Source organism: Roseococcus sp. SYP-B2431 (assembly GCF_004336745.1).
GTDB lineage: Bacteria > Pseudomonadota > Alphaproteobacteria > Acetobacterales > Acetobacteraceae > Roseococcus.
Genome location: NZ_SJXD01000026.1, coordinates 32,493 through 58,717 on the forward strand (window position 1 = coordinate 32,493; position 26,225 = coordinate 58,717).

Below are 26,225 nucleotides of genomic sequence, written 5' to 3' on the forward strand. Positions count from 1 at the left end.
GCAGGATGCGCCGATGGCCCGATCCCGTCACTCCGCCGCGGGCGCGAGCTGGAAGGTCTCGAAGGGCGCCAGCGCCGCCTCGATCGCGGCCTGCAGGCCGGCCCGCTGCCGCCCGATCCAGGTCCATTTCCGGATCAGCAGCTTCCGGGCTTGGCGGTCGGTCTTGATGTCGAGCGCGGCCACGATCTCGTCGCCGACCAGCACCGGCAGCGCGAAGTAGCCGAGCACCCGCTTCTCCGCCGGGACATAGGCCTCGAAGCGGTGCGCATGGCCGAAGACCATCTCCAGCCGCCTGCGCTGGATCACCAGCGGATCGAAGGGCGAGAGGATGTGGACGCGCGGCTCCACCGTCACCCCCGTTTCGAGGGTCGCCGGTTCCGCCCAATGCGCGATCTTCTCCAAGCCCTCGATCCGCACCGGCACCAGCCGCCCGCGCCGGACCTCCGCCTCGATGGCCGCCGCGACCAGCGGCTTCATGGAGAGGTTGCCGTAGCAGATGGAATCCAGGCTCACGACGCCCTGCGCGGTCAGCGCGCGGCGCAGCATGTAGCCGGCGATCTGCGCCTCGGTCGCGGGCTTCGGCAGCGCGCGCCAGCCGAAGTGGCGCTTCGTGAGCTCGTAGGTCTTCAGCATGCCCTCGCGCTTCGAGATCACGAGGTCGCCGGCGAAGAAGCCGGCGCGCAGCACGCGACGGGACGGCTTGCGGCTGGCCCAGGGATGCGTCTTCTCGACCAGCACCTCGTCGTCGATGTCGCGGATGGTGAGCGGGCCGTCGCGGCGGATGCGCTTGAGCATCGCGGCGTAGTCCTTCGGGTCCACATCGGCGAAGTTCCCGTGCGGCGCGGTGCGGTGGCGCTCCATGGCCGCCCGGAAGAACCGGAAATCCTCGGCCGCGACATAGGCGAGCGCGTGCGTCCAGTATTCGAAGACGGTTTTTCCCGCCGACTGCGCCTGTTCCAGGTCCGTGCGCGCATAGGCCGGGATGCGCGTGTGCAGGATGTGGTGGTGGCTGCGCTCGATGACGTGGATCGTGTCGATCTGCACATAGCCCAGATGCGCCACCGCGCGGCGCACGGCCTCCGGCCCCGCGCCGAAGGGAGCGTCCGCGTCGAGGCGCTGCGCGTGCAGCCAGGCGGCGCGGACCTGCGTCATCCTCAGCAGGACGGGCGGCTTCACGCGACGCCGGGGGGATGGCTTGAGGCCGTGCATGGTCCGGAGCTTCGGCGCGGCCTGCCTCGCCGTAAAGCCTAGCCCAGCGTCACGCCCGCGCGCCGCACCACCTCGCCCCAGAGCCGCGAATCCCGCGTGATCAGCGAGGCGAAGGCGTCCGGACTGCCCGGCATCGGGTCGGCGCCCTGTTCGCGCAGCTTGGCCGCGACCTCCGGCTGGGTGAGCGCCTTGCCGATGCTGGCGTTGAGCTGCGAGACGATGGCCTCCGGCGTGCCCGCCGGCGCGAGCACGCCGAACCAGGAGCTCACCTCGAAGCCGGCCAGCGTGCGGCCGATGGGCGCCACGCCCGGCAGCTGCGCGATTGGCTCCGTGCCGGCGACGCCCAGCGCCCGCAGCGCGCCGCCGGAGATCTGCGGCAGGATGGTGGGCGCATGGTCGATCATCATCAGCACGCGGCCGGCCACGAGGTCCGTCATGGCCGGCGCGCTGCCGCGATAGGGGATGTGCGTGAGCTCCACGCCGGCGCGCGCGCGGAAGAGCTCGGAGGCGAGATGCGTGATGGAGCCCTGGCCGGAGGAGGCGAAGGTGATCCGCCCCGGCTCGGCCTTCGCCCTGGCGACCAGCCCGGCCACGTCGGTCACACCCAGCGAGGGATGCACGGCCAGCACCATCGGCACGGAGGCCACGGCGCTGACGGCCGAGAAATCGCGCGCGGCATCATAGGAGAGGCGCGCATAGAGGTGCGGCGTGATGGACTGCGTGGCCGTGGTGCCGAGCAGCAGCGTGTGGCCGTCGGGCGCCGATTTCGCGACGGCCTCGGCGCCGATGGTGCCGCCCGCGCCGGTGCGGTTCTCGGCCACGAAGGACTGGCCGTACTCCGCCTGCAGCGACTGCGCGACGGCGCGGGCGAGGATGTCCGTGGCGCCGCCGGCCGCGAAGGGCACGACGAGGCGGACGGGGCGCTGGGGGTAGGCGACCTGGGCGCGCGCGATCGCGGGAAAGGCCAGGCTGGCGCCCAGGATGTGACGTCGGCGCATGGCCGTTCCTCCGTTTGTTGAACCAGCTCCAGACGCGTGCCGGCGGAACTCAGCTCGGCTCCAGCCCGATCTCGCGCGCCAGCTGCGTGAGGCTCGTGATCTGCGACTGCAGGAAATCGCGCCACTGCTCCGGCGGCATCGCGCGCGGCGCGAAGCCCAGCCGCCCCAGCTTCTCGCGCGTCTCCGGCTGCGCCAGCACCTTGCCGAGCGCCTCGTTGAAGCGGGCCACCGCCGGCGCCGGCGTGCCCAGGGGGGCCGCCAGCCCGAACCACACGATCAGCTCGTAGCCCGGCACCGCCGCGGCGATCGGCGGAATCTCCGGCGCCAGCGGGAAGACCGTCCTCGAGGTCACGCCCAGCGCCCGGACCCGCCCTTCCCGCACCTGCGCGAGACCCGCCGCGAAGTCCGTCAGCGTGCTGTCGATGCGGCCCGCGAGCACCTCCGTCAGCGCCTCCGGCCCGCCGCGCGAGGGCACGGCCAGCATGCGCGTGCCCGTCATCCGGCACAGCATCTCGCTGCCGATGAGGGCGGAGAAATTGCCGTGGCTGAAGGTCAGCTCGCCCGGCCGCTGCTTCGCCAGCTCGATGAGCTCCGCCACGCTGCGCGCCGGCGAATTGGCCGGCACCACCAGCAGGTAGGGCGCTTCGGCCAGGAAGCCGGTATGGGCGAAGTCCTTGATCGGATCGTAGGGCAGGTTGCGCACGAGATAGGTGTTCAGCGCCCCGTTGGTCACGCTGAGGATCGCCTGGTTGTAGCCGTCGGGCGCCGCGTTCTTCACCGCCATGGTGCCGACCACGCCATTGCCGCCGGGCCGGTTGTCGATGATCACCGTCTGGCCGAGCTCGCGCGAGAGCGGCTCCAGCAGATTGCGCATGAGGCTGTCCGTCACGCTGCCCGCCGGGAAACCGATGGTGATGCGGATGGTGCGCTCGGGCCAGGCGGATTGCGCCTGAGCCGCGCGCGGCGCGAGAAGCGCGGGCGCGGCCAGCATATGGCGACGGTGAAGCGGCATGGATGTTCCTCGTTTATGTGGCCGCAGCCTTGCCGATGCGGCCACGCCCTGCAAGCCGGGTCCCGCCGCGGTTCTTCCCGGCCAGGAGCCTCCCTACACCGTGACGGGGCGGCTCTTGATGAAGCGATGGATCTCGGTGTTGTCCACCTTCGGGCCGTATTCGGACAGCGCTTCCGTCCAGACCCCGCGGCAGAGCTGCAGCATATCGGCCGCCACGCCGGTCTGCTCCGAGATGCTGCCCGCCGTCTCCAGGTCCTTGCGCATGAGCCCGAGCTGGAAGCCGCCGGCATAGCGGCCGGAGGTCATCTCCTGCGCCAGCTTTGTCTCGGAGGCGATGTTGCGGCCCGAGCTGGCGTTCAGCACCGAGGCGAAGATGCCGAGGTCGAGCCCCTGAGCCTCCGCCATCTGCGCCGCCTCGCTCACGGCCAGCAGGCCGGCGGCATAGACGTAGTTGTTCAGCGCCTTCATCGCATGGGCGCTGCCGATCCCGCCCGTGCGGATCAGGTTCTCGCCCACCGCCTTCAGCACCGGCTCGGCGCGCGCGTAATCCGCATCGCCGCCGCCCACCATGATCGCCAGCGTGCCCGCGCGCGCCTTGGTCACGCCGCCCGAGACCGGCGCGTCCAACATGCCGCAGCCCTTTTGCCCCAGCGCCGCGGCCCAGCGCCGCGTCTCGCCCGGCTCGCTGCTGCCCATGTCGACGACCAGCGAGCCCGGCTGCAGCGCCGGCAGCAGCGCCGCCATCACCGAGGCCACGATCCCGCTGTCGGGCAGCATCAGGATGACCAGCCTGGCCGCCTGGGCCAGCGCCGCCGCGTCGGCAGCGGCCGCCGCGCCCGGAATGGTCACGCCCGCGGCGTCCAGGCTGGTCACGGAGACGCCCTTGGACACGAGGTTCATGGCCATGGGCTTGCCCATCATGCCGAGCCCGATAAATCCCACCTGTTCCACGTTTAAGCCTCCCCATCCGCTGCGTTGCATGTTCCGATGCTCCCCGCCCCGTGTCCAGGACACCCCCATGCGCGAATTCGACTTCTCGACCCCTGACGGCACGGTGAAGGCCGCCATCACCGAGGTCGTGATCGCCGGCTGGACGGGGCGCGACCCGCACAAGGTCCAGGAGCATATCGACGAGCTCGCCGCCCTCGGCGTCGCGCCGCCGGAGACCGTGCCCTGCTTCTACCGCGCCGGCATCGAGACGCTGACCCAATCGCCCTTCGTGGACGTGCTCGGCGCCGACAGCAGCGGCGAGGGGGAGTACTTCGTCCTGGAGACGCCGGAGGGCCGCTTCATCGGCTGCGGCTCCGACCATACCGACCGCAAGGTCGAGGCCTATTCCATCCCCGTCTCGAAGCAGATGTGCCCCAAGCCCATCGGCGGCCATCTCTGGGCCTGGGAGGAGGTGCGGGACCATTGGGACCGGCTCGAGATCCAGAGCGAGATCCTCGAGGACGGCACCTGGATCACCTATCAGCACGGCTCCGTCGCCGCGATGCGCCATCCGGACGACCTGATCGAGCGGGCGCGCGACCTGAACGTCCCCACCGGCCCGGGCGTGCTGATGTTCGGCGGCACCCTGCCCGTCCACGGCGCGATCCGCCCCGCCGCCCAGTTCCGCGTGACCCTGCACGATCCCGTGTTGGGCCGCTCGCTGGGGCACGGCTACGCGGCCCGGCCGGTCTGACGGGGCGGCCCCGCAGCATGGAGGCCCGATGACCGCGACGCTCGAATTCGGACTGGACACCTTCGGCGACGTCACCGCGGGGCCGGACGGCGCCCTCCTGCCGCATGCCCGGGTGATCCGCGACGTCATCGCCGAGGGAGTGCTGGCCGACCGGCTGGGCGTCGACTTCTTCGGCGTCGGCGAGCACCACCGCGAGGATTTCGCGGTCTCCGCTCCCGAGATCGTGCTGGCTGCGATCGCCGGCCGCACGGAACGGATCAGGCTGGGCTCGGCGGTGACGGTGCTCAGCTCCGACGATCCGATCCGCGTGTTCCAGCGCTTCGCGACGCTGGACGCGGCCTCGGACGGGCGGGCGGAGGTGATCCTGGGACGCGGCTCCTTCACGGAATCCTTCCCGCTCTTCGGCTACGCGCTGGACCAGTACGAGGTGCTGTTCGACGAGAAGCTCGATCTCTTCGCGAGGCTGCTGCCGCAGACGCCGGTCGACTGGAACGGCATGACCCGGCCGGCGCTGAAGAACCAGCGTGTCTTCCCGACTGTGGAGAGCCCGCCGCTGAAGACCTGGATCGGCGTCGGCGGCAGTCCGCAATCGGTGGTGCGCGCGGCGCGGCACGGGCTGCCGCTGATGCTGGCCATCATCGGCGGCGATCCGCGGCGCTTCGCGCCCTATGCCGAGCTGTACCGGCAAGCCTGCGAGAAGCTGGGCCAGGAGTTGCGGCCGATCGGCGTGCATTCCCCCGGCTATGTCGCCGAGACGGATGCGCAGGCCCGCGAGGAGCTCTGGCCGGACTACCGGCGCATGCGCGACCGCATCGGCGCCGAGCGCGGCTGGGGGCCGATGGACCGCGCGGAATTCGACAGCGAGGCGGCCCAGGGCTCGCTCTATGTGGGCTCGCCGGAGACCGTCGCGGGCAGGATCGCCGCGACGGTGAGGGCGCTGCGCGTCCAGCGCTTCCAGCTGAAGTACAGCGCCGGCGCGCTGCCGCACGGGAAGCTCATGCGCAGCATCGAGCTCTACGCGACGAAGGTGATCCCCCGCGTGCGGGCGTTGCTCGCCTAAGCCCCCGAGCGCACCGCCTCGGCCAGCCCACGCACCTGGTCCAGCACCTTGCGCACGCTGTCCGGCTTCGCGCGGCCCTGCTCGTCGAGCGAATGGGCCAGCGTGTCGATCAGCGCGCTCGCCACCACCGCGCCGTCGGCGATGCGCGAGGCCTCGCCCGCCTGCTCCGGCGTGCGGACGCCGAAGCCGATGGCGATGGGCAGGTCGGTGTGGCGGCGCAGGCGCGGGATGGCCTGCCGCAGCGCCTCGGGATCGGCGCTGCGGGTGCCCGTGATGCCCGTGATCGCGACGTAGTAGACGAAGCCGGAGGAGGCGTTGAGCACCACCGGCAGCCGCGCCTCGTCCGTCGTGGGCGCGACGAGGCGGATGATGTCGATCCCGGCCGCCAGCGCGGAAGGGGCCAGGACTTCGGCCTCCTCGGGCGGCATGTCCACCACGATGAGGCCGTCCACGCCGCTCGCCTGCGCGTCGGTGACGAAGCGCTCGGCGCCGTAGGACAGGATGGGGTTCAGATACCCCATCAGGATCACGGGCGTCGTCGTGTCCTCGGTGCGGAAGTCGCGCACCATGGCCAGCGTGCCGGCCATGGTCGCGCCCGCCTTCAGCCCGCGCTGGCTGGCCAGCTGGATGATGGGTCCATCGGCCATCGGATCGGTGAAGGGCACGCCGATCTCGATGAGATCCGCGCCCGCGCCCGGCATGCCGCGCAGGATGGCCATGCTGGTGGCGGGATCGGGATCATAGGCTTCGAGGAAGGGGATCAGCGCCCCCCGCCCCTGGTTCTTCAGCTCCGCAAAGCGGGCGGCGATGCGCGAGCCGCCCTGCGGCCGGGCCACGCTCTCCACGGCTCCGGGACCGGGCGCACTCATATCTTCACCCCCAGGTGGCCGGCCACCGTGAAGATGTCCTTGTCGCCGCGGCCGGACATGTTCATCACGATGATCTTGTCGGCTGGCAGCGTCGGCGCCAGCCGCAGCACATGGGCCAGCGCATGGGCGGGCTCCAGCGCGGGGATGATGCCCTCCAGCCTGGTGCAGAGCTGGAAGGCGTCCAGCGCCTCCTGGTCGGTCGCGTTCACGTATTGCACGCGACCGAGTTCGTGCAGCCAGGAATGCTCGGGCCCGACGCCGGGATAGTCGAGCCCGGCGCTGATGGAATGGCCTTCGAGGATCTGGCCGTGCTCGTCCTGCAGCAGGTAGGTGCGGTTGCCGTGCAGCACGCCCGGCCGGCCGCCGGTGAGGCTCGCCGCATGCGCCGGCGTGTCCACGCCATGGCCACCGGCCTCGACGCCGTGGATCTCCACCGAGGGATCGTCGAGAAAGGGGAAGAACAGCCCCATGGCGTTGGAGCCGCCGCCAATGGCGGCCACGAGGACATCGGGCAGCCGCCCCTCGCCCTCCTGCTCCGCGAGCTGCCAGCGCACCTCCTCGCCGATGACCGACTGGAAGTCGCGCACCATCACCGGATAGGGATGCGGGCCCGCGACGGTGCCGATGCAGTAATAGGTGTCCTCGACATTGGCGACCCAATGGCGGAGCGCCTCGTTCATCGCGTCCTTGAGCGTGGCCGCGCCGGAGGTGACCGGGACGACCTCGGCACCAAGCAGCTTCATGCGGAAGACGTTGGGCTGCTGGCGCTCGACGTCGACCGCGCCCATGAAGACGGTGCAGGGCAGGCCGAAGAGCGCGCAGGCCGTGGCGGTGGCGACGCCGTGCTGGCCCGCGCCCGTCTCGGCGATGATGCGCTTCTTCCCCATGCGGCGGGCCAGCAGGATCTGGCCGATCACGGCGTTGATCTTGTGGGCGCCCGTGTGGTTCAGGTCCTCGCGCTTGAAATAGACCTTGGCGCCGTGGCCGGGCTTGCCGGCCAGGCCGGCGCAATGCTTCGTGATGCGCTCGGCGAACCAGAGCGGGCTGGGGCGGCCCACATATTCCTTCAGCAGCCAGCGCCATTCCTTGTCGAAGCCCGGATCGTTCCTCGCTGCGGTATAGGCGGCCTCCACCTCCAGGATGAGCGGCATCAGGGTCTCAGCGACGTAGCGGCCGCCGAAGCCGCCGAAACGTCCCGCGGAATCCGGGCCGCTCTTGAAGGTGTTGGGCCGCAGGGGCGGCGTCACGGGCTTGTTCACTGGTGTCCCCAGTCTGGCGTGGAGGGGCGGTCTTGATAGCGAAGGCCGGGGCTTTCCCCAAGCCCGGCCGCTCACATTTGCCGGACGGCCCGGATGAAGTCGCGGATCAGGCCCTCGTCCTTCACGCCGCGGGCACGCTCGACGCCCGAGGAAACGTCCACGCCCGGCGCGCCGCCGACTGCGATGGCCTCGGCCACATTGGCCGGGGTGAGCCCGCCGGCGAGCAGCCAGGGGACAGGAATCTTCCTCAAGCGCGCCAGGCGCCATTCGAAGGCCTCGGCATTGCCGCCCGGGCGCGTGGCCTCCGGCGGCGGCTTGGCATCCAGCAGAAGCCGGTCGGCCACCTGCGCGAAGGCGTCGATCTGCGCCAGATCCGCCTCGGCGGCGATGCCCAGGGCCTTCATGACCGGCCGGCCGAAGGTGGCGCGAATCTCCGCGACCCGCGCGGGCGTCTCGCCGCCGTGGAGCTGGACGATGTCGAGCGGCGTGGTGGCCAGCACGGCCTCGATGAGCTCGTCCCTCGGGTCGACGAAGAGGCCCACCCGCCCCGGCCCTCCCTCGCATGAGGCCGAGAGCGCCCCGGCCTGGGCGGGCGTGAGGGCCCGCGGCGAGGGCGGGAAGAAGACGAAGCCCACGAGATCGGCGCCCGCCTCGGCGGCGACGCGCAGCGCCTCGGGCGTGGAGATTCCGCAGATCTTGACCGTGGACATCCTTTGCTCCGTCACCGGGGCAGGCTTGCGACGATGGCGCGGGCGGCGGCAGCGGGATCGGCCGCGCCCGTGACCGGCCGGCCGACGACGATCCAGTCGGCGCCGTCGCGCACCGCCTCCTCGGGCGTCGCGACCCGCGCCTGGTCGCCGAGCGCGCTGCCGGCCGGACGGATGCCGGGCACCACGAGGCGGGGGCCCTCCCCCAGCGCCGCGCGGATCGGCCCCACCTCGCGCGGCGAGCAGACCAGCCCGTCGGCGCCGGCCTCCAGCGCCATGCGGGCGAGGCGGATCACCTGGTTCACGGGGTCCGCCTCCACGCCGATGGCGCGCAGCGTCGCGGCATCGAGGCTGGTGAGCACGGTCACCGCCAGGATCATCGGGCGGGCGGCGCCGGCCGCCTCGGCGGCTTTGCGTGCGGCGGCGATCATGGCCGGGCCGCCGGCCGCATGTATCGTGATCATCGCCGGGCCCAGCGCCGCCAGCGCGCCGATCGCGCCCGCCACGGTGTTGGGGATGTCGTGCAGCTTCACGTCCAGGAAGACCGGCGCCAGGCCGCGCAGGCGCGCCAGTGCCGGAGGGCCTTCGGCGCAGAACAGCTCCAGCCCGAGCTTCAGCAGCCCGGCCTCCGGCGCGACCGGGCCCGCCAGGGCCTCGGCCTGGGCCAGAGTCGGCGTGTCGAGGGCGACGATCAGCCGGCCCTGGGGACCGTCCGGACGCGGCAGCATGGGCGAGGAACCTTCAGTTCGGCTTGGCGAGCGCCGCATCGCGCGCGGCCAGCTCGGCGTCAAGCCGCTTCGCGGTCCGGCGCAGACGCCGGTTGCTCCACTTCTGCGGCAGATGCGAGAACCAGACGAGCATCGCGCCGGCGAGGAAGGCGACCAGGCAGGGCGCGAGCACGGCCTGCCACAAGGCCAGCTCCAGCGTCCAGCCGCCCGGCCAGAGCGAGACCGAGACGGGGTGTCCGTTGGCGAGCGCGAAGACGCCCAGGGCCAGGGCGATCAGGACCGGAAGGATCAGGCTCATCAGTCGCTCTCGCCGGGGTCCTGGCCGCCATTGACGCGGGCCCGCAGCTCCTTGCCCGGGCGGAAGTGCGGCATGCCCTTGCCGGCGACGGACACCGCCTCGCCGGTCCGGGGATTGCGGCCCTGGCGCGGGTCGCGCCGGCGGGTCGTGAAGGCGCCGAAGCCGCGCAGCTCCACCCGGTCGCCCCGGGCGAGGGCGGCGCTCACCTCCTCGAAGATGGTGCCGACCACCAGCTCGATATCGGGCTGCCGCAGATGCGGGTGCTGCGCCGCCAGATGCGCGATGAGCTCGCTTTTCGTCATGCAGGTCCCCGCATCGTGGCGCGTCCATAGCAGTCGGAAGTCAAAGGATTTGCAAGCCCGGATATGGGGATCAACGGGGAAGAATCCCGCCCGGCCACCAGCCTTCGGCGCGGAAGGCGGCAATTCCGGCCCGCCAGACGCTGGCCGAGGCCAGGGACAGCGCGCGCTCGGTGGTGCTGCGGGGATCGATCTCGCGCACCGGCAGGTCGGCGGCGATGCCGCGGTTCGCCGCCAGCCAGGACCGCGCCTCCGCCTCGCCGCCGATGGCGTCCACCAGCCCGGCGGCCAGCGCCTGGCGGCCGGTCATGACCCGGCCGTCGGCGAGCGGCAGCACCCGCTCCTCCGGCATGCCGCGGCTGGCCACGACCATGGCGACGAATTGCCGATACATGTCGTCCACCACGGCGGCCAGCGCGGCGCGGCCCTCCTCGGTGAGCGGGCGGAAGGGGCTTGGCTGGTCCTTCAGCGGGCCGGAGGTCAGGGTCTCGGCGTGCAGGCCGAGGCGGGCGATGAGCTCCGAGACCTCGAAGGATTGCAGCAGCACGCCGATCGAGCCGGTCAGCGTGGATTCGCGGGAGAAGATCCGCTCGGCCGGCAGCGCCACCATGTAGCCCGCCGAGGCCGCGGTGCCGGTCAGGACGGCCACCACCGGCTTGCCCGCCTCGCGCAGCGCGCGGATGGCGCGGTACAGCCCCTCCCCGCCGGCGACGGTGCCGCCGGGGCTGTCGATCACGACCATGACAGCGCGAACCTGGGAATCGCGGCCGACGCGCGCGATCTCACGGAGGAGCTTGGGCTCGTCGGTGATGGTGCCCTCGATGGGCAGGCGGGCGACGTGCTCGCCGGCCAGGGCATCGGGCAGCTTGTCGCCCCAATAGAGGGCTGCCGCCAGCAGGAGGCCCAGGATCAGGGCGCCGCGCCAGAAGCCGAGCTGCCGCTTGAGGCGCCGGCGGTCGAGGAGGAGATCGGACTCCAGGGTCATGGTTGGGCCGGGGTTCCGTGCTGGTTCACGCAGGAGATAGGACGTGGCGCGCCTTCTGCGAAGGCCGGCGGTTGCCAGGGGACCAGGGGGGCGCTATTCACCCGCCGCGTGAGCGGGCCGACTTAGCTCAGGGGTAGAGCAACTGATTCGTAATCAGTAGGTCCGGGGTTCGATTCCCCGAGTCGGCACCAGCCTCTTCTTTTGCAAGTTCAAGGCGCTCCAACGTCCTTGAAGCTTGCGCGCGCTCGCGCGTTCCAACACCGCTCCACCAAGCCGCTCCAACTCCTCTTGGATGTTGTGCGGCAGCCCGGCCCGGGAGATCCGCGCCGGGCTTTGCGCGTCTCGCCTATCGATCCGATAGGTATCGTCGCATTGCCCGCCTGGGAACCGGCCCGTATGGCTTTGACGTCCGGGAGGATCAAAAATGCATGCAACTTCCACCACTGCCTTCATCGCCGGCTTCTTCGCAGGAGGCATAGCCCTCGGCGCTATTGTCGCGCAGGCCCGAATGAATGTGCTGAACGGAAGTGCTGGCGGGGTTACGCCGGGCACGGGGGCCAGCTTGTTCTGCGTGACTGCGAGCAATTCTGTCCGGGCTGTGACCGGGACGATGCGGCCGGTCAGCGTCGGAGCGCCGGGTGGAGGAAGCTCCGGCGGCGTCGAGCTGCGATGCCCTCAGTGACGGGGTGCTAGAGTTGCTAGCCCGGCCGGGGAGACCCGCGCCGGGCTCTTTGCGTGTCGGAGATGGTGTTGGGTCGCAATGATGGGTGCCGGAAAGGCCCACATTGAAAGCTATCGGCTCGTCGGGAGCGCTGCTCTCGCTGAAGTGCAGCGCGAATACTGGCGCAGCTGTGCCTATGGCGGAGAAACGTCATAGAGGGGCGCATCGCATCATACCGTTGCGCCACCCTTCCGCTACCGATCTGGACGGGGCGCCTACTTCTTGGACCTGAGCCTCATCTCCGCCCGCCGCCGGATCGCGGTGCATGCGGATCCGCATGCATTATGAGGGTCCACATTGGAAGGCCGGGTTCCATCGGACGCCCTTGCCGCAATCCTGCGGCCGGCGCTGTCGGAACGGTCATTGATTCGGTTGAACTCTGCGCGAACTCGTAATCAGTTAGGTTCGGACTTCGGTTCCTCGAGTCAGCCGGTTCCGTGCGCGCCGCGGGCGGGGCGGAATCCTAGCGGGTGGCGGCCGACTGGAGCGCGCCGCCCCGCGCCGTGAAGGTCACGGTCAGGTGTGGGGAGTCCATCCTCAGGCCGACGCCTTGAGGCACGGAGGATCGCACCGGACCCGAGCAATCCGGATTGGCCATCAACTCGCCCGTGACCCAGATCACCGAATTCGTCCCGCCCAGCATCCCGGCGCCGGCCACATGGCGGAAGCGGTTGAAGTTCACCAGGCAACCGGTGGCGAGGCGCTGCTGCTGGTTGGCCCCGTTCAGGGCCGAGACGGTGTAGCGCACGCTGCTGCCGGCGTTGTTGACGACGATCACGTCCGCCCTGGCGGCAGGGATCGCAGCGGCCAGCGCCAGAGCCGTCAACGCAATGATGGGGAGGTGCATCGGTTTGCCTTTCCACATGAGGGGCGAATGCCTCGAAGCGGTTTTGCCACCCCCGCCCGCGCCGGGACAGGCCGGCACGCCGATCGCCAGCATCGGTGCCGCCGATCCGCGCCCCCAGGGCAGCGGACGTCCTGCCCCGGGCGCGCCGCAACTCATGCGCCGCCGCGCCCGTGACTGGAGCGCACCGATCCAGAATATCTGCCCGATAGTGACGCCCGGCATTTGACCATCATTTGTTAGTTGAGCCTTCCGTCAGTGTCGTGAACCGCCAATTATATCGAACGCGCTGAAACTATTCTTTCAGACAGGCTGTTCTCCGTGTCGCGAGCGGCGTCGCGCGCCACCGGCTGAGGAGCAGGCAATGGAAGACGAAGTCGAGGGGCTGCTCCTGGAGCAGCTGAAGGACGCCTACAGCGCCGAAAAGCAGGCACTGCGCTGCATGCAGCAATCCGCCCGGCTGGCGACCTCGCCCCTGCTCAAAGGCGCCATCGACACGCATGTCGAGGAAACGAAGGTTCAGATCGGCCGCCTCGACGAGATCTTCCAGGCCATGAACGCAAAGCCGGGGCGCAAGCTCTGCCTTGCCATGAAGGGCCTCGTGGAGGAAGCCGCCGCCGAGGCGGGCGACCACGATAAGGGGCCGATCATGGACCTCGTGATCACCGCATCCATGCAGCGCATCGAGCACTACGAGATTTCCGCCTACGGCACGATGGTCATGACCGCGGAGGCGCTGGAACTCCAGCCGGTCGTGAAGGTGCTCGAGCAGACTCTGGCGGAGGAGCAGCGGACCGAGGCCAACCTCGCCCAGATGGCCAAGGCGGAGCTGATGACCTCGGCCCTCGAGGACGAGGTCGGCGACGAGGATGAGGCAGGGCAGCCGCCCCCCAAGCCTGCTTCCAGGTCTGCCTCCTCGAAATCCGGCTCCGCGAAGTCCGGCTCTTCCAAATCCCCGCCGGCCAAGCGGAAGGCCGACAAGCCGGCGAGCGGGAAGTCCCCGGGGGGCAAGGCCGCCCCGGCGAAACCCCCGGCAAGGTCCGGTTCCAGAACTGGCTCCTCGTCCCGGCCGGCCGCCCGCCGGTCCCGTTAGGCGCTTTCCCTTCCCCTCAGGAGAACCCCATGTTCCAGCGCATCAACAAGCTCCAGGTGGAGCTTCCGCCGCCCACCCGTCCCGACCCGAACGCGGGCGCCGCCCTGCAGGAGCTGCTCGGCGGCAAGTACGGCGAGATGTCCACGCTCGGGAACTACCTGTTCCAGAGCTTCAACTTCCGCAGCAAGACCAAGCTGAAGCCCTTCTACAGCCTCGTCGCGGCCATCACCGCCGAGGAGCTGGGCCATGTGGAGCTGGTGAGCAACGGCATCGCCATGCTCAACAATGGCCCCGACACCGATCTCGACGAGATGGACGGCGGCGACATCTCCGGCGCGCCCTTCGAGGCGATGAAGGACATCCGTTCCTTCTCCAGCTTCGCGTCGCATGGCGGGGGCGCGGTGCCGGTCAACGCCAACTCCATGTCCTGGAACGTCGACATGGTGACCACCACGGGCAACGTGATCTTCGACCTGCTGCACAACTTCCACCTCGAATGCGGCGCGCGGCTGCACAAGCTGCGGGTCTACGAGACGCTGTCGGATCCCACCGGGCGCGAGGTTTGCGGCTACCTGCTCGTCCGCGGCTCGGTGCATGCGCATGCCTATGCGCTCGCGATCAAGAATCTCACCGGCGTCGCGATCGAGCAGATGCTGCCCGTCCCCAACATCCCGCTGGGCAACATCCCCGAGTGCCAGAAGTATCTGGCGGAAGGATCTCACCGCCGCCTCTACACCTTCAGCCCGGCCGACTACACGGAGATGGCCGGCATCTGGGGCAATGGCGAGATGGCCTTGCCCACCGATCCGCCGGGCGAGCTCGAAGTGGTTCCGGGCATGCCGGAGGGCGGGAAGATCCATGAGCTGACCGGGATGCCCTCGGCCTTCTCGCCGAACTACGCGCCGGAGGAAATGCTCGAGATCGCCACCAAGCTCTACCAGGCGTCGCGCTGAGAGCGGGCAGCTCGCGAGAGCGCGGGCCGGCAGGGTGTCCGCGGCGCGCCGCGGACACCCGCTCCGGCAGGCGGCGGAATCGCCGCCGATCGTCCGGGGCCGAGGCGCAGCGGCGCCCGTCGCCGGCGACAGGCGGCCATCGCGTGTCGCCAAAAGGATATTAGTCAACCCTCATAACATGTGTGGAAGCGAGCCACGCTCCGGGAGGGTTAATTGTCCGGAATGCAGGCCGACCGACGCAAGACCCAGAGCGCATTCATTCCTCGCGGGGCGCTCGACGGGCGGCGCCACACCCTGAGCTTCGATCTTTCCGACCTGTCCGAACTGGTGGCCTATCTGCGTCCGGGCGCCAGCTTCCACCTTGCCGGCCATCTCTGCGATGCGCTGTTCCCGGGCACCGCAGACCAGCCCGTCGATCTCCTGTCGCGTTGCCGCGGGTGGGCGATGGAGAGGCATTGCCTCCCCCGCCTGCGGGACGGCGGGATCGAATTCGCCAAGCTCGATGCGGCGGCGCAGGCGGCCTCGCCCCGCGCTCCCGTCTTCTCCGGCATGTGATGACGTGCGGGGATCGCGCGGGCCTGGCCGCCCATTCCCCGGAAAGCCATTGGGTGTTTTGATGCCGCGAGCCCGGGCCATCCGTCCGGGCGCGCGCGAGGGGCCCCGATGAGCCAGTGGTTTCGCAGAAGCATCCTGACCGGCCTTGCGGGCGCCCTCCCCGCCTGCGCCAGCCACGACGAACCCCGCGCGAGCGCGGATTGGCTGCTCGGCCAATGGCAGGGCGGGATCGAGGGCCAGTTTCTGGCCGTGACCGCCGTCGAAGCGGAGAAGGAGACGGCACAGGGCGCCTGGGCCGGCGCGCCCGTGTCCATCATCCTCACCGGCAGCCGGCTTCGCTTCGTAACGGCGGACGGCTACGCCGTGCATCTGGCCCATGCCGCGAACAGCACGCTGATCGGCACCATCGACCGTGCGCCCTGGCTGGTGCAGGCCCGGGATGCGATCGGCTTCGTGGCCCTGCGGCGCGTCGCCTGACCGGGGGAATCCCGGCGCATCGGCCCTGTACGCCGCCGGCTGGGCACCTTAGCCTGCGCCAAGCCTCGACAAGCCAGGAAAGTCCATGTCCGCCGCCGTGAAGCCCGCCCCCGCCAGCATGAGCGACGCCGAGTGGACCGCGCGCTGCGACCTCGCCGCGCTCTATCGCATCGTCGAGCATCTCGGCTGGACCGACCTGCTCGAGACGCACATGACCGTGCGCGTCCCTGACGAGCCCGGCACCTTCCTCATCAACAACTACGGCGACATGTTCGACGAGATCACCGCGTCGAGCCTGGTGAAGATGAACCTGGAGGGCGAGGTGCTCGGCGGCGGCACGAAGTACAATGCGGCCGGCTTCACGATCCACAGCGGCGTCTACAAGGCCTGCCCGGACGTCGCCTGCATCATGCATACCCATACCCGCGCCGGCGCAGGCGTCTCGGTGCTGCGGAACGGCCTGCGCCCCATCAGCCAGGACGCGCTGCATGTGCTCGACGACGTGGTCTATCACGAATACGGCGTGCCGGCCTCGGCCGAGGAATGCCTCGCGCTCGGCGAGAGTGCGAAGAAGGGTGGCTGCATCGTGCTGCTGAACCACGGGCTGCTCTCGGCCGGCAGGACCATCCCGGCCGCGCTCTATCGCCTCTACATGCTGGAGCGGGCCTGCGAGGTGGAAATGATCGCGCGCAGCATGGACGAGCCGCCGGTCCTGATCGAGCCGCATATCGTGGAGCGTGCCGCGAAGCGGCAGTCCACGATGCGCCAGCAGCCGGAATACGGCGTGCGGCAATGGGAGGCACTGCTGCGGCACATCGACCGGAAGGGCGCCGACTACCGGCGCTGAGCGGTTGCAGCTTGCTCCGCCCAGGCCCGACCTGATCTTGCGCGAGAAGGCCTCATGTGACCAAATGCCTGAAGATCGGCCATAACATACTGACTTCGCACATTTTTAGACAACTTCAATTTACTCTGCCGAAACGGCCCGGCACCGCTCCGGCAGCCCTGGGGCGGGGATGCCCTGGGTGAACGGCGTCCTGCTGCTGCTGACCCAGGCGGCCCTCTACTTTTGCGTCATGACCCTGCTGCTGGGTCTGCGGCGGCGGGTCGGCATCGGCGTCTTCGTCTGCGCGCTCGGCGTCATGCACTTCCTGGAGACCTATCTCGCGGCGGTCTTCTTCATCGAGCTGCCCTTCGGTCTCATCTCCCCCGGCTCGACCGTGCTGTTCAGCGGCAAGCTCGCGATGATCCTTCTTCTCTACGTCATCGAGGACACCGAAACCGTCCGCCAGCCCATCTACGGCCTGCTGATCGGCAATATGCTGATGGTGGGCCTGGTCCTGCTGCTGCGCTTCCACGAGCCCGCCGCGGGCCTGTCCGAGCTGGTGCCGGACCTGATGCTGATCGACAACATGGGCGTGCTCATGGTCTGGGGCACGACGCTGCTCTTCATCGACAGCCTCGCCATCGTCCTGCTCTACGAGGCCCTGTCACGGCGATGGGCCGGGCGCGTCTTCCTGCCGATGCTGCTGAGCCTCGGCGCGGTGCTGACCTTCGACCAGATCGCCTTCTTCAGCGGCCTTCATCTGGTGGCCGGGACGCCCTTCCCGGCCCTTTTCGGCGGCTGGGTGGCGAAGATGGGCGCCGCGCTCACCTTCGCGCTGATGGCCGCGGCCTATCTGCAATGGGTGGAGCACCCCTCCGCCGATCATCCCGAGGCCGGGACCGCTCGCCTCCTCGGCCGGCTGACCTACCGCCACCGCTACGAGGCGCTGCTGACCGCGAGCCGGGTCGATGCCCTGACCGGCGCCTGGAACCGGCAGCAGTTCGACAGCCTGGGCCCCGCGCGGCTTGCCCGGGCGGCGGCGCTGGGTCGGCCGCTCGGCCTCGCGATCGTCGACCTCGACAACTTCAAGCAGGTGAACGACACGCTCGGCCACCAGTCGGGCGACGAGGCCCTCAAGCGCACGGTCGCCGCGATGAAGGCTTCCATCCGGCCTGGCGACGAGGTCTTCCGCTACGGCGGCGACGAATTCGTCGTCCTCGCCCAGGACCTGCGCCCCGCCGATGCGGCCGCCTATGCCGAGCGCCTGCGGCTGGCCGTGGCCGCGGAGGGCGGGGCGCTGCCGGTGACCCTCTCCGTCTCCATCGGCATTGCGGTCTTCCCCCGCGATGCCGGCGGTTTCGGCGAGCTGATGCGCCGGGCCGACCAGCGCCTCTACGACGCCAAGGGGCTCGGCCGGAACCAGGCGATCAGCGGCTGAGGCCGGCGCTCACTCGCTCCACCGCGCCAGCCAGAAGCGCATGCGGCCATCGGCCGAGGCCGGCATCTCGAGCTGGCGGCGCATCGCGAGCACCATCGGCTCCCGGTAGAGCGGGACGGTCCAGAAGTTGTTGCGCTCCATCTGGAAGGCCTCGGTCATCAGGGCGGTGCGGCGGGCAGGGTCCATCTCCGTCGAGATCCCTTCGACGAGCGCGTCGAAGCGCGCGTCGGAGACGGCGCCGGCATTCCAGCTCCCCCGGCGCTGCGTCTTGGTGTGCAGCATGTTGTTCAGGATGGAAAAGCCGTCGAGCTGCGGCGTATTCGCCCAGCCGAGGAAGAAGATGTCGCTCTGCTGGTTGAGGAAGCGCGCCGTGTAGGCCGGGTAGCGCATGATGTTGAGGTTCACGCGCACGCCGATCCGCGCCCACATGGACGCCACCGCGCGGCAGACCCGCTCGCCGTTCACGAAGCGGTCGTTCGGGCAGTCCATGCCGATCTGGAAGCCGTCGGGATAGCCGGCCTCGGCGAGCAATTGCCGGGCGCGGGCGGGATCATGGGCCACGCGCGGGCCGGCGAGCGAGGCGTCGTAGCCGCCGATCTCCTGGGCGATGAGGGTGTGGATGGGACGCGTCAGGTTGCGCATCACGCTGGTGGTGATGGCCTGGATGTCCACGGCGCGCGTCAGCGCCTCGCGCACGCGGACATCGGCCAGCGGGTTGCGCGGCTGGCCCTCCACGGCGTGGCCGGGTGCCACGTTGAAGCCGAAGAACTGCACGCGCAGGTCCTGCGCCTCGATCACGCGGATGGCGGGCGTGGAACGGAAGCGGTCGAGATCCTGCAGCGGCGTCGGCGTGATGACGTCGAGCTGGCCGGCGATCAGCCCCGCCACCCGCGTCGCGTCATTGGCCACGGGGCGGAACTCGACGCGCTGGATGTTGTGCGTCGCGCGGTCCCACCATTCGGGGAACCGCTCCATCACCGTCGCGGAATCCACCGTGCGCGAGACGAGGCGGAAGGGGCCGGTGCCGTTGGTGTTCATGCTCGTATAGGCAGTGCGGCCGCGCGCGGGATCGGCCGGCAGCAGCGCGTCGTTCCGCGTCATCCACGCCTCGGAGAGGATGGAGATGCCGGCCAGGTCGTTGATGAGCACGGGGTATGCGCCGCGGAGCAGCACGTCGACGCTCCATTCGCCGCTTTGCGTCACCTCGCGGATCATGTGCGTGACCGAAGCATAGGGCGAATTGGGCACGCTGGCCCGCCGCAGCGAGGCGACGACGTCCCCCGCCGTCATGGGCGTGCCGTCATGAAAGCGCACGCCCTGGCGGATGGCGAAGCGGTAGTGGTCCGGCGCCAGCACCTCCCAGCCGGTGGCCAGGCCGGGCTCGAACTTCAGGTCGCGGTCGAGGCGGATGAGCGTCTCGTAGATATTGCCGAGCACGGCCGCATTGGCCGTGGAGAAGGCGCCGTGCGGATCCATGGTCGAGATCTCGCCGTTGTTGCCCCAGCGGACGGTCTGCGCCCCGGCGGCCACAGGGGCGATCAGCAACGCAAGGGCTGCGAGGTGGCGGATCATGCGTTGCTCCTGTCGAGGGGAAAGATCGGCCGGCGCAGGTTGCGCCATTCGAGGCTGTGCAGGTCGAGCGTCGCCACACCCGGCCCGTGGCAATCGATGTTCGCCGCGGCGAGCGGCAGGAAGCCCGGGCGGTGGTTCGTCTTGGCCTTGAGGATGATGTAGCGGAAGCGCGTCGGCTCCAGCCCGAAGATCCGGTACTGGAGCGGGTCCAGCGCCTCCACGCGGCCCTCGCTGACCAGCAGCGTCATCTTCGGCGTCTCGAGCACGGCGCAGCGGCCGAGATCGACGGGCATGCCCGTGAAGATCGGCCCCTCCACCCGGAACTTGCCCATGGAGAGCGTCTTCACGACGCCGGTGAGCCGCATGGGCCGGAGCTGCTCCTTCAGGGCCGGCGCATGCAGCTTGCCGCCGATGTCGATTGTCACCGTCGCGCCGATCCCGGCCGCGACCATCTGCGCCACCGCCGCCGGATCGCGGATCGGCCCGGCCAGGATGCCGTCGAGCCCCTGGTGCAGCGCCTCGGCGATCACCGCCATGCTGTCCATGCTGCCGCCGGAATGGCAGTTGTCCGACATGTCCGCGAGGATGACCGGCCCGTCCTGGATCTCGGAGGCACGGGCGACGGCGCTGTCCAGCGGCTCCAGCTTCTGCACGAATTCGTCGCGCAGCGACCAGGCCAGGTCGCCCACGCGCTTCGCCGCCGCCTCGGCCTGGGCGCGGTCGCGATGCGCGGTGGCGAGGACCGTGAGCGCGGTGTCCTCGGTGTCGGCCAGCGGGAAGCCGGTGAAGACGGTGCAGCAGGGCAATCCTCGCGCCTCCTCGGCCGCCGCGGCCTCGATGAGCACGGACATGGGCGGCTGGCTGGAGAGGCCGCGCACCATGTCGGGCAGCATGGGCACGCGGTGCAGGACGGTGACGGGGTCGAGCCGGCCGTCCAGCACCTCGCGCAGCATGCGCGCGGCCATGCGGCCCGTCTCGGGCATGTCGGTGTGCGGATAGGTGCGATAGCCCGGCATCACCGTGCAGTTGTCGACGAAGAGCTGGGTGATGTTGCCGTGGCTGTCGAGCGCGGCGCCGATGGGAAGGCCCGGGCGCACGCTGCGGATGCGGCGAAGCATCTCGCCCTCGCCGTCCTGGAAGCCCTCGGCGACCATGGCGCCGTGCAGGTCGAGCAGCATGGCGTCGCAGTCGCGCGCGGCGGCGCAGAGGATCTCGCTCAGCCGCTCGAAGGCCTCGCGCGCGACGGGGGCGCTGGGCAGGGCGCGGGCGGCGATGGGGATGGTGATCCGCGCATCCCATTTCTCCGCCTCCTCCAGCAGGCCGGAGAGCGAGTAGCCGGAGTGGCGGTACATCGCCCGCGCCTCCTCGCCGTGATGGATGGTGAAGTCCTCCCAGCGCGTCGGCACGGGGGAGAAGGTGTTGGTCTCGTGCTTGAACATCGCGACCGAGAGGCGCAGGGAATTTGTCGTCATGACCGTACATTGGCGCGGTGCCGCGCCCGAGGAAAGGCCCGGCCGCGGTTGACACGTGCAAGCGGCGCGACCGAACATGCGGGCCACAAGAATCCTCGGGAGAAATGGCCATGAACGGCTTCAAGGCAGGGCGTCGCGCGGTCCTGGGCGGGCTTGCCGCCGCCCCCTACATCGGCCAGGCCCGCGCCCAGGGGACGAGCCCTTCCGGCGATCCCTACATCGTCGGCACCCTCTTCCCGATGAGCGGGCCAAATGCCGAATACGGCTCGGTCTTCACCGCCGGCGCCGCGCTGGCCGTGCAGCACATCAACGCCGACAGCATGCTGCGCCGCCCGGTCCGCATCCAGGCCGAGGACACCCAGGCCCTGCCGCAGCAGGCCGTCGTGGGCATGACCAAGCTCGTGAACGTGGACCGCGCGCATTACGTGCTGTCCGCCTTCACGGCCGTTTCCAAGGCCGTCGCCCCGGTGGGCGATCGCGCGAAGACGGTCATGGTCAATGGCGGCGCGGTCGGGCCGGACCTCTCGGGCCTCTCGCCCTATTTCTGGAACGTCATCCCGCTCGCCCATCTGGAGACGCAGGCGCTGCTGCCCTTCATGATGCAGCGCAACCTCAAGCGCGTGGCGCTGGTCTATGTGGACGACCCGCTGGGCGACGCCATTCTCGGCATCCTGCGCACGGCCCTGCCCCAGGTGGGCGGCTCGCTCGTCGGCCAGTTCTCCGTGCCGCGCACGGCGCAGCAATTCGCCCCCGTCGCCGCGCGCATCCGCCAGACCCGGCCGGATGCGGTCTATATCGCCTCCTTCGGCGCCCAACAGAGCCAGATCATCAAGCAGCTGCGCGACAACGGCGTGTCCCAGCCACTCGTCTCCTATTCGGCGATGAACATCGACAGCGTGCGCACGTTGACCGAGGCGGAAGGGCTGATCTTCACCACCCAGAGCACCGATTTCGAGGGCGGCGACGCCGTCACCCGCCGCTTCGCCACCGACTTCAAGGCGCGGCACAACGCCGACCCCGGCACTTACCAGGTGAACTACTACAATGCCGTGCGGCTCTTCGGCCTGCTCGCGCAATCGCTCGAGCGCGAGAATGCCGAGGTGAATGGCGAGAATCTCCGCCGCGTGCTGCTCGCCCAGCGCGAATTCGACCTGGTGGGCGGCAAGGGCCGCTTCGACGAGCTGGGCAATATGAGCGCGGCGCTCCAGATCACCGAGATCCGCGGCGGACGGCTGGTCAAGGTCGGCTGACCCGGTGCTTCTCCTTCAGCTTCTCCTGCAGGGGCTGCAGGTCGGCGCGCTCTACGCGCTGACCGCGGCCGGCTTCGCGCTGATCTTCGGCGCGACGCGCATCTTCCATTTCGCGCATGGCTCGGCCTTCACGCTGGCGGGATACACCTTCCTCTTCGCCACGCAGGCGGGATGGCCCTGGTATCTGGGCGGGCTGGCGGGCGTGGTCGTCGCCACGCTCTTCGGCCTCGGCATCTACTGGTTCGTCTACCGGCCGATCCAGCGGCACGAGGGTTCTTTTTTCACGGTCTTCGTGGCGGCCTTCGGGGTCGGAATCGTCGTTCAGAACCTGATCGGCATGTTCGCCGGACGCGGCTTCGCGAGCGTGGACACGCCGCTGTCGCGCGCCGTCGAGGTGTTGCCCGACGTCTATCTCGCCGAGGTCTTCTGGGTCGCCATCGGCCTGTCGCTGCTGCTCTTCCTGCTGCTGACGCTGTTCCTCACGCGCCACAATGCGGGCGTCGCGCTGCGCGCGCTGCACCAGAACCCGGACCTGCTGCGCGCCTACGGCCTCTCCTCCACCAAGCTCTCGCTGCTGGCCTTCGCGGTGGGCTCGGCGCTGGCGGCACCGGCCGCGATCCTGACGGCGATGACCTCCGGCCTCAACGAGGCGATCGGCCACCAGGTCATGCTCATCTCCATGGCGGCGACCATCGTGGGGGGCGTCGGCTCGCTGCGCGGGGCGGCGCTGGCCGGGCTCATGCTGGGCGTGGCCGAGGCTGTCGCGCTCAGTTTCGTGGACACGCAATGGGCCGAGGCCGTCTCCTTCCTCGTGCTCTTCGCCTTCATCATCTTCCGCCCGAGCGGCATCTTCGGGATCACCCAGGCGCGATGAGGGGGGCACGATGATCGCCTATTTCACCAATCTCGCCTCGCTGGGCGCGATTTTCTGCATCCTGGCGGCGACGCTGAACGTGGCGGTCGGCTATGCCGGCATCTTCAGCGTGGCGCATGCGGTCTTCTTCGGCCTGGGCGCCTATGCCGGCGCGCAGGTCTCGCTGCTGCTGATCCCCGACGCGCTGGTGGCCATGGTGGTCGCGGCCCTCGTCGCGGGCGCGCTGTCGCTCTGCCTGGCGCTGCCGGCGCTGCGCGTGCGGGGCGAGTACTTCGTCGCCGCCTCGCTGGGGCTGCAGATGATGGCCGTCACGCTGTTCAGCGAGGCGAAGACCCTCACCGGCGGCATCGGCGGCCTCACCGGCATTCCGCGGCCGCATATCCTCGGCGTGGAGGTCAGCACCCTGCCGGTGGCGCTCGCCGCGCTCGCCCTGATCCTGCTGGCCACGGCGCTGCTCATGCGCGGCTCCTTCGGCCGCACGCTCCAGGCCATCCGCGACGGCGAGAGCGCGGCCGAGGCGCTGGGCAAGAACGTCGCCGCCGCCAAGGCGCTGGCCGTGGCCTTCGCCTGCGCGGGCGCGGGCGTGGCGGGCGCGCTCTTCGCCATGCACATGCAGTTCGTGAACGTCGAGAGCTTCAACCTCGACCAGTCCGTGCTGATCATGGCCATGGTCATCATCGGCGGCACGGGGACGCTCTGGGGGCCGCTGGTCGGCGCGGTCATCCTGCTCTCGCTGCCGGCCGGGCTCGCCTTCATGCCCTTCATCCCCTCCACCGAGGTCGGCGCCGTGCAGCAGATCATCTACGGCCTCGCCATGACCTTGCTGATGGTGTTCCGGCCGGCCGGCCTCGTCGGCGACCTCAGCCGCGGGAAGAGCCACGCATGAGCGAACCTTTGCTCGTCTGCGAGGGCCTCTCGCGCTCCTTCGGCGGCGTGAAGGCCGTGGCGGGCGTCTCGCTCTCCCTCACCGCGGGGATGGTCACCGCGCTGGTCGGCCCCAACGGCGCGGGCAAGACGACCTGCTTCAACCTCATCACCGGAAATCTCCGCGCCGACGCGGGCAGCGCGCTGCTGCGCGGCCAGTCGATCATGGGGCTCAAGCCGCATCGCGTGGCGCGGATGGGCGTGGCGCGCAGCTTCCAGGATCTGCGGCTCTTCACGCACATGTCGGTGCGCGACAACGTCCGCGCCGCGACGGAGACCTCCGCCTGGTTCTGGCAGCCGGGCGGTGCCGCCGCCCGCAAGGCACGCGAGGCCGCGGCCGAGGAGGCGCTCGCCCGCACCGGCCTGACCGCGCTGGCCGAGGCGCGCGCCATCGACCTCGCCTATGCGGAACGGAAATTCCTCTCGATGGCGCGCATCCTGGCCGCCCGGGCCGATATCTGGCTGCTGGACGAGCCGGCCTCGGGCCTCGACCTCTCCTCCCGCCGGCGCTTCGGCGAGTTGCTGAAGGAGGCGCGACGCCAGGGCGTGGCCATCTGCCTCATCGAGCACAATCTCGACGTCGTGACGGAGCTGGCCGATCGCATCGCCTTCCTGGACCAGGGCCAGGTGCTGGCGGAGGGCGACCCGCAGACCATCCTGCGCGATCCGAAGCTGGCCGCGATCTACTTCGGCGACCGCGAGGACGCGGCATGAGCGGGACCGATCGGCCGGGCGCCAACCCCGCGATCGAGGCGATCGGCCTCGCCGCCGGCTATGGCGGGCGCGCGGTGCTGGAGAACATCTCGCTCACCCTGGGCGCGAGCGAGATCGTCACACTCGTCGGCCATAACGGCGCGGGGAAGTCCACGCTGCTGCGCGTGCTCTTCGGCCTGCACCGGCCGGAGGCCGGTCGCATCCGCGTCTTCGGGCAGGAATTGCCGAACCACTCGCCCGCCGCGCTCGGCGCCGCGGGGCTGGCGCTGGTGCCAGAAGGCCGCGGCGTCTTCCCCGATCTCACCGTGGACGAGATCTTCGGACTCGCCCTCTGGGCCGCCGCCGTGCCCAAGCCGGAGCGCCCGGAGCGCATCGAGGAGGTGCTGACCCTCCTCCCCCGCATCCGCGATTTCCGCAACCGCCGCGCCGGCACCCTCTCCGGCGGGCAGCAGCAGATGGTCTCCATCGCCCGCGCGCTGCTCACCCGGCCCCGCGCGCTGCTGCTGGACGAACCCTCCATCGGCCTCGCGCCGAAGCTCTTCCAGGATCTGCTGGCGCCCATCGCCGCGCTGCGGGAGAGCCGGGGCATCGCCATCCTTCTCGTCGAGCAGAATGTCCGCGAGGCCTTCGCCATCTCCGACCGCGTGCTCGTGATGAAATCCGGCGCGATCATCGAGGAAGGGCCGCCCTCGGCCTTCGCCGACCATGCCCGGCTGATGGAACTCTTCTGAAGGACCGACGATGCTGACGATCTATGGCTGCTACCGCTCGCGTGCCTCACGCAACCTCTGGCTGGCCAATGAGCTCGGGATGGAGGTCAGGCATGTGCCGGTCCTCCAGGCGGATCGCGTGAAGGACAAGTCGGCGCCGGACGCGCCGATGCACACGCACTCGGAGGCCTTCCTCAAGGTGAACCCGAACGCCCGCATTCCCTCGATGGCGGATGGAGAGCTGCGTCTGCATGAGTCGCTCGCCATCAACCTCTACATGGCGAAGAAGCATGGCGGCCCTCTGGCGCCGAAGGACCTCGCCGAGGACGCCGAGATGACCATGTGGTCCATCTGGGCCATGACCGAGGTGGAGCCGCACTCCATCCAGATCCTGTACAACACCGTCGGCAAGCCGCCCGAGCAGAGGGACGCGGCGCTGTTGCAGCGATCCATCGAAGCCCTGGCCGGCCCCTTCGCCGTGCTGGACGAGGCCCTGGCCAGGACGGGCTTCATCGTCGGCGGCCGCTTCACCGTCGCCGACATCAACCTCGCCGAGGTCGTCCGCTACGCCATGCCCGCGCCGCAGCTTTTCGACGCCGCGCCGCGCGTGAAGGCCTGGCTCCAGGCGTGCCACGCGCGCCAGGGCTTCAAGGACATGGTGGCCGCCCGCGACAAAGAACCGGCGTAGGGGGGA

Annotated in this window: 28 protein-coding genes and 1 tRNA gene; 15 read left to right on the forward strand and 14 right to left on the reverse strand. The window is 70.0% G+C overall.

What is annotated here, in order from left to right; all coding sequences use genetic code 11:
* Nucleotides 1-27: 27 nt before the first annotated feature.
* The 4 genes from EJV46_RS14605 to EJV46_RS14620 all read right to left on the reverse strand — a co-directional run bounded on the left by EJV46_RS14605 (nt 28) and on the right by EJV46_RS14620 (nt 4,170).
* Complete coding sequence (locus EJV46_RS14605; protein ID WP_240782572.1) at nt 28-1,176, reverse strand: winged helix-turn-helix domain-containing protein; 1,149 nt, start codon at nt 1,174-1,176, stop codon at nt 28-30.
* Nucleotides 1,177-1,247: 71 nt separating this feature from the next.
* Entirely contained in the window at nt 1,248-2,207 is a 960-nt protein-coding gene (locus EJV46_RS14610) for a tripartite tricarboxylate transporter substrate binding protein (protein WP_131549423.1), read from the reverse strand.
* 49 nt (nt 2,208-2,256) lie between these two features.
* Nucleotides 2,257-3,219 carry a tripartite tricarboxylate transporter substrate binding protein gene (locus EJV46_RS14615; protein ID WP_131549424.1) on the reverse strand — a complete coding sequence of 321 codons (963 nt, stop codon included), beginning with the start codon at nt 3,217-3,219 and terminating at the stop codon, nt 2,257-2,259.
* 93 nt (nt 3,220-3,312) lie between these two features.
* Complete coding sequence (locus EJV46_RS14620) at nt 3,313-4,170, reverse strand: NAD(P)-dependent oxidoreductase (protein WP_206020826.1); 858 nt, start codon at nt 4,168-4,170, stop codon at nt 3,313-3,315.
* 67 nt (nt 4,171-4,237) lie between these two features.
* On the opposite strand from EJV46_RS14620, the gene EJV46_RS14625 reads away from it, so the two are divergent.
* Complete coding sequence (locus tag EJV46_RS14625; protein ID WP_131549426.1) at nt 4,238-4,903, forward strand: DUF2848 domain-containing protein; 666 nt, start codon at nt 4,238-4,240, stop codon at nt 4,901-4,903.
* 28 nt (nt 4,904-4,931) lie between these two features.
* Nucleotides 4,932-5,963 (forward strand): LLM class flavin-dependent oxidoreductase, encoded by a 1,032-nt coding sequence (locus EJV46_RS14630; RefSeq protein ID WP_131549428.1) that lies wholly within the window; start codon nt 4,932-4,934, stop codon nt 5,961-5,963.
* Here EJV46_RS14630 and trpA read toward each other — a convergent pair.
* From trpA to sppA, 7 genes are all read right to left on the reverse strand, one after another.
* Nucleotides 5,960-6,832, reverse strand: a complete 873-nt coding sequence (gene trpA, locus EJV46_RS14635; RefSeq protein WP_131549430.1) for a tryptophan synthase subunit alpha — start codon at nt 6,830-6,832, stop codon at nt 5,960-5,962. The genes EJV46_RS14630 and trpA overlap by 4 nt on opposite strands.
* Entirely contained in the window at nt 6,829-8,091 is a 1,263-nt protein-coding gene (trpB, locus tag EJV46_RS14640; protein WP_131549431.1) for a tryptophan synthase subunit beta, read from the reverse strand. The genes trpA and trpB overlap by 4 nt, the downstream gene beginning before the upstream one ends.
* 71 nt (nt 8,092-8,162) lie before the next feature.
* Nucleotides 8,163-8,801, reverse strand: coding sequence for a phosphoribosylanthranilate isomerase (locus tag EJV46_RS14645; protein WP_131549432.1), 639 nt, complete (start codon nt 8,799-8,801; stop codon nt 8,163-8,165).
* A gap of 11 nt (nt 8,802-8,812) precedes the next feature.
* Nucleotides 8,813-9,526 carry an orotidine-5'-phosphate decarboxylase gene (gene pyrF / locus EJV46_RS14650; protein ID WP_131549433.1) on the reverse strand — a complete coding sequence of 238 codons (714 nt, stop codon included), beginning with the start codon at nt 9,524-9,526 and terminating at the stop codon, nt 8,813-8,815.
* A gap of 13 nt (nt 9,527-9,539) precedes the next feature.
* Complete coding sequence (locus EJV46_RS14655; protein ID WP_131549434.1) at nt 9,540-9,824, reverse strand: lipopolysaccharide assembly protein LapA domain-containing protein; 285 nt, start codon at nt 9,822-9,824, stop codon at nt 9,540-9,542.
* The gene (ihfB, locus tag EJV46_RS14660; RefSeq protein WP_131549436.1) at nt 9,824-10,126 is read right to left on the reverse strand and encodes an integration host factor subunit beta; all 303 of its coding nucleotides are present in this window, start codon (nt 10,124-10,126) and stop codon (nt 9,824-9,826) included. The genes EJV46_RS14655 and ihfB overlap by 1 nt, the downstream gene beginning before the upstream one ends.
* 70 nt (nt 10,127-10,196) lie before the next feature.
* The gene (gene sppA / locus EJV46_RS14665) at nt 10,197-11,108 is read right to left on the reverse strand and encodes a signal peptide peptidase SppA (RefSeq protein ID WP_131549438.1); all 912 of its coding nucleotides are present in this window, start codon (nt 11,106-11,108) and stop codon (nt 10,197-10,199) included.
* 116 nt (nt 11,109-11,224) lie between these two features.
* On the opposite strand from sppA, the gene EJV46_RS14670 reads away from it, so the two are divergent.
* Nucleotides 11,225-11,299, forward strand: a tRNA-Thr gene (locus EJV46_RS14670).
* Nucleotides 11,300-12,292: 993 nt separating this feature from the next.
* Here EJV46_RS14670 and EJV46_RS14675 read toward each other — a convergent pair.
* Nucleotides 12,293-12,769, reverse strand: coding sequence for a hypothetical protein (locus EJV46_RS14675; RefSeq protein WP_131549440.1), 477 nt, complete (start codon nt 12,767-12,769; stop codon nt 12,293-12,295).
* 268 nt (nt 12,770-13,037) lie between these two features.
* Here EJV46_RS14675 and EJV46_RS14680 point away from each other — a divergent pair, with 268 nt between their 5' ends.
* The 6 genes from EJV46_RS14680 (at nt 13,038) to EJV46_RS14705 (ending at nt 18,015) form a co-directional block, all read left to right on the forward strand.
* Nucleotides 13,038-13,766 (forward strand): ferritin-like domain-containing protein, encoded by a 729-nt coding sequence (locus EJV46_RS14680; protein ID WP_131549441.1) that lies wholly within the window; start codon nt 13,038-13,040, stop codon nt 13,764-13,766.
* Between the two features lie 29 nt (nt 13,767-13,795).
* Nucleotides 13,796-14,719 carry a manganese catalase family protein gene (locus tag EJV46_RS14685; RefSeq protein WP_131549442.1) on the forward strand — a complete coding sequence of 308 codons (924 nt, stop codon included), beginning with the start codon at nt 13,796-13,798 and terminating at the stop codon, nt 14,717-14,719.
* A 222-nt stretch (nt 14,720-14,941) separates the two neighbouring features.
* Complete coding sequence (locus tag EJV46_RS14690) at nt 14,942-15,274, forward strand: hypothetical protein (protein WP_131549444.1); 333 nt, start codon at nt 14,942-14,944, stop codon at nt 15,272-15,274.
* Between the two features lie 108 nt (nt 15,275-15,382).
* Nucleotides 15,383-15,751, forward strand: a complete 369-nt coding sequence (locus EJV46_RS14695) for a hypothetical protein (RefSeq protein WP_131549445.1) — start codon at nt 15,383-15,385, stop codon at nt 15,749-15,751.
* Nucleotides 15,752-15,836: 85 nt separating this feature from the next.
* Nucleotides 15,837-16,598 (forward strand): class II aldolase/adducin family protein, encoded by a 762-nt coding sequence (locus EJV46_RS14700; protein WP_131549446.1) that lies wholly within the window; start codon nt 15,837-15,839, stop codon nt 16,596-16,598.
* 178 nt (nt 16,599-16,776) lie between these two features.
* Nucleotides 16,777-18,015, forward strand: a complete 1,239-nt coding sequence (locus EJV46_RS14705; protein WP_131549447.1) for a diguanylate cyclase — start codon at nt 16,777-16,779, stop codon at nt 18,013-18,015.
* 9 nt (nt 18,016-18,024) lie between these two features.
* Here EJV46_RS14705 and EJV46_RS14710 read toward each other — a convergent pair whose 3' ends face one another.
* Both EJV46_RS14710 and EJV46_RS14715 read right to left on the reverse strand, forming a co-directional pair.
* Nucleotides 18,025-19,587, reverse strand: a complete 1,563-nt coding sequence (locus EJV46_RS14710; RefSeq protein ID WP_165585557.1) for an ABC transporter substrate-binding protein — start codon at nt 19,585-19,587, stop codon at nt 18,025-18,027.
* The gene (locus EJV46_RS14715) at nt 19,584-21,059 is read right to left on the reverse strand and encodes a M81 family metallopeptidase (protein WP_165585558.1); all 1,476 of its coding nucleotides are present in this window, start codon (nt 21,057-21,059) and stop codon (nt 19,584-19,586) included. The genes EJV46_RS14710 and EJV46_RS14715 overlap by 4 nt, the downstream gene beginning before the upstream one ends.
* A 110-nt stretch (nt 21,060-21,169) precedes the next feature.
* Between EJV46_RS14715 and EJV46_RS14720 the strand changes: the two genes are divergently transcribed.
* From EJV46_RS14720 to EJV46_RS14745, 6 genes are read left to right on the forward strand one after another with little or no spacing between them, the layout of a single operon-like run.
* Nucleotides 21,170-22,309 (forward strand): ABC transporter substrate-binding protein, encoded by a 1,140-nt coding sequence (locus EJV46_RS14720; protein ID WP_131549452.1) that lies wholly within the window; start codon nt 21,170-21,172, stop codon nt 22,307-22,309.
* Nucleotides 22,310-22,313: 4 nt separating this feature from the next.
* Nucleotides 22,314-23,183: a branched-chain amino acid ABC transporter permease gene (locus tag EJV46_RS14725; RefSeq protein ID WP_131549453.1), complete on the forward strand. Its 870-nt coding sequence runs from the start codon at nt 22,314-22,316 to the stop codon at nt 23,181-23,183.
* A gap of 10 nt (nt 23,184-23,193) precedes the next feature.
* Nucleotides 23,194-24,069 (forward strand): branched-chain amino acid ABC transporter permease, encoded by an 876-nt coding sequence (locus EJV46_RS14730; protein WP_131549455.1) that lies wholly within the window; start codon nt 23,194-23,196, stop codon nt 24,067-24,069.
* Nucleotides 24,066-24,821, forward strand: a complete 756-nt coding sequence (locus tag EJV46_RS14735) for an ABC transporter ATP-binding protein (protein ID WP_131549456.1) — start codon at nt 24,066-24,068, stop codon at nt 24,819-24,821. Before EJV46_RS14730 ends, EJV46_RS14735 begins: the two co-directional genes overlap by 4 nt.
* On the forward strand, nt 24,818-25,552 hold the full coding sequence (locus EJV46_RS14740) for an ABC transporter ATP-binding protein (RefSeq protein WP_131549457.1): 735 nt from the start codon (nt 24,818-24,820) through the stop codon (nt 25,550-25,552). The genes EJV46_RS14735 and EJV46_RS14740 overlap by 4 nt, the downstream gene beginning before the upstream one ends.
* A gap of 10 nt (nt 25,553-25,562) precedes the next feature.
* Nucleotides 25,563-26,219, forward strand: a complete 657-nt coding sequence (locus tag EJV46_RS14745) for a glutathione S-transferase family protein (RefSeq protein WP_131549458.1) — start codon at nt 25,563-25,565, stop codon at nt 26,217-26,219.
* Nucleotides 26,220-26,225: the final 6 nt, after the last annotated feature.

Bases quoted from the DNA above. Each gene is read 5' to 3' on its own strand.
- trpA (WP_131549430.1), bottom strand. From the start codon at position 6,832: ATGAGTGCGCCCGGTCCCGGAGCCGTGGAGAGCGTGGCCCGGCCGCAG.
- EJV46_RS14615 (WP_131549424.1), bottom strand. From the start codon at position 3,219: ATGCCGCTTCACCGTCGCCATATGCTGGCCGCGCCCGCGCTTCTCGCG.
- EJV46_RS14740 (WP_131549457.1), top strand. From the start codon at position 24,818: ATGAGCGGGACCGATCGGCCGGGCGCCAACCCCGCGATCGAGGCGATC.
- sppA (WP_131549438.1), bottom strand. From the start codon at position 11,108: ATGACCCTGGAGTCCGATCTCCTCCTCGACCGCCGGCGCCTCAAGCGG.
- pyrF (WP_131549433.1), bottom strand. From the start codon at position 9,526: ATGCTGCCGCGTCCGGACGGTCCCCAGGGCCGGCTGATCGTCGCCCTC.
- EJV46_RS14730 (WP_131549455.1), top strand. From the start codon at position 23,194: ATGATCGCCTATTTCACCAATCTCGCCTCGCTGGGCGCGATTTTCTGC.
- EJV46_RS14720 (WP_131549452.1), top strand. From the start codon at position 21,170: ATGAACGGCTTCAAGGCAGGGCGTCGCGCGGTCCTGGGCGGGCTTGCC.
- EJV46_RS14695 (WP_131549445.1), top strand. From the start codon at position 15,383: ATGAGCCAGTGGTTTCGCAGAAGCATCCTGACCGGCCTTGCGGGCGCC.
- EJV46_RS14735 (WP_131549456.1), top strand. From the start codon at position 24,066: ATGAGCGAACCTTTGCTCGTCTGCGAGGGCCTCTCGCGCTCCTTCGGC.
- EJV46_RS14645 (WP_131549432.1), bottom strand. From the start codon at position 8,801: ATGTCCACGGTCAAGATCTGCGGAATCTCCACGCCCGAGGCGCTGCGC.
- EJV46_RS14680 (WP_131549441.1), top strand. From the start codon at position 13,038: ATGGAAGACGAAGTCGAGGGGCTGCTCCTGGAGCAGCTGAAGGACGCC.
- EJV46_RS14745 (WP_131549458.1), top strand. From the start codon at position 25,563: ATGCTGACGATCTATGGCTGCTACCGCTCGCGTGCCTCACGCAACCTC.
- EJV46_RS14710 (WP_165585557.1), bottom strand. From the start codon at position 19,587: ATGATCCGCCACCTCGCAGCCCTTGCGTTGCTGATCGCCCCTGTGGCC.
- EJV46_RS14610 (WP_131549423.1), bottom strand. From the start codon at position 2,207: ATGCGCCGACGTCACATCCTGGGCGCCAGCCTGGCCTTTCCCGCGATC.
- EJV46_RS14625 (WP_131549426.1), top strand. From the start codon at position 4,238: ATGCGCGAATTCGACTTCTCGACCCCTGACGGCACGGTGAAGGCCGCC.
- EJV46_RS14700 (WP_131549446.1), top strand. From the start codon at position 15,837: ATGTCCGCCGCCGTGAAGCCCGCCCCCGCCAGCATGAGCGACGCCGAG.
- EJV46_RS14655 (WP_131549434.1), bottom strand. From the start codon at position 9,824: ATGAGCCTGATCCTTCCGGTCCTGATCGCCCTGGCCCTGGGCGTCTTC.
- EJV46_RS14675 (WP_131549440.1), bottom strand. From the start codon at position 12,769: ATGCTGGCGATCGGCGTGCCGGCCTGTCCCGGCGCGGGCGGGGGTGGC.
- EJV46_RS14630 (WP_131549428.1), top strand. From the start codon at position 4,932: ATGACCGCGACGCTCGAATTCGGACTGGACACCTTCGGCGACGTCACC.
- EJV46_RS14685 (WP_131549442.1), top strand. From the start codon at position 13,796: ATGTTCCAGCGCATCAACAAGCTCCAGGTGGAGCTTCCGCCGCCCACC.
- EJV46_RS14690 (WP_131549444.1), top strand. From the start codon at position 14,942: ATGCAGGCCGACCGACGCAAGACCCAGAGCGCATTCATTCCTCGCGGG.
- ihfB (WP_131549436.1), bottom strand. From the start codon at position 10,126: ATGACGAAAAGCGAGCTCATCGCGCATCTGGCGGCGCAGCACCCGCAT.
- EJV46_RS14715 (WP_165585558.1), bottom strand. From the start codon at position 21,059: ATGACGACAAATTCCCTGCGCCTCTCGGTCGCGATGTTCAAGCACGAG.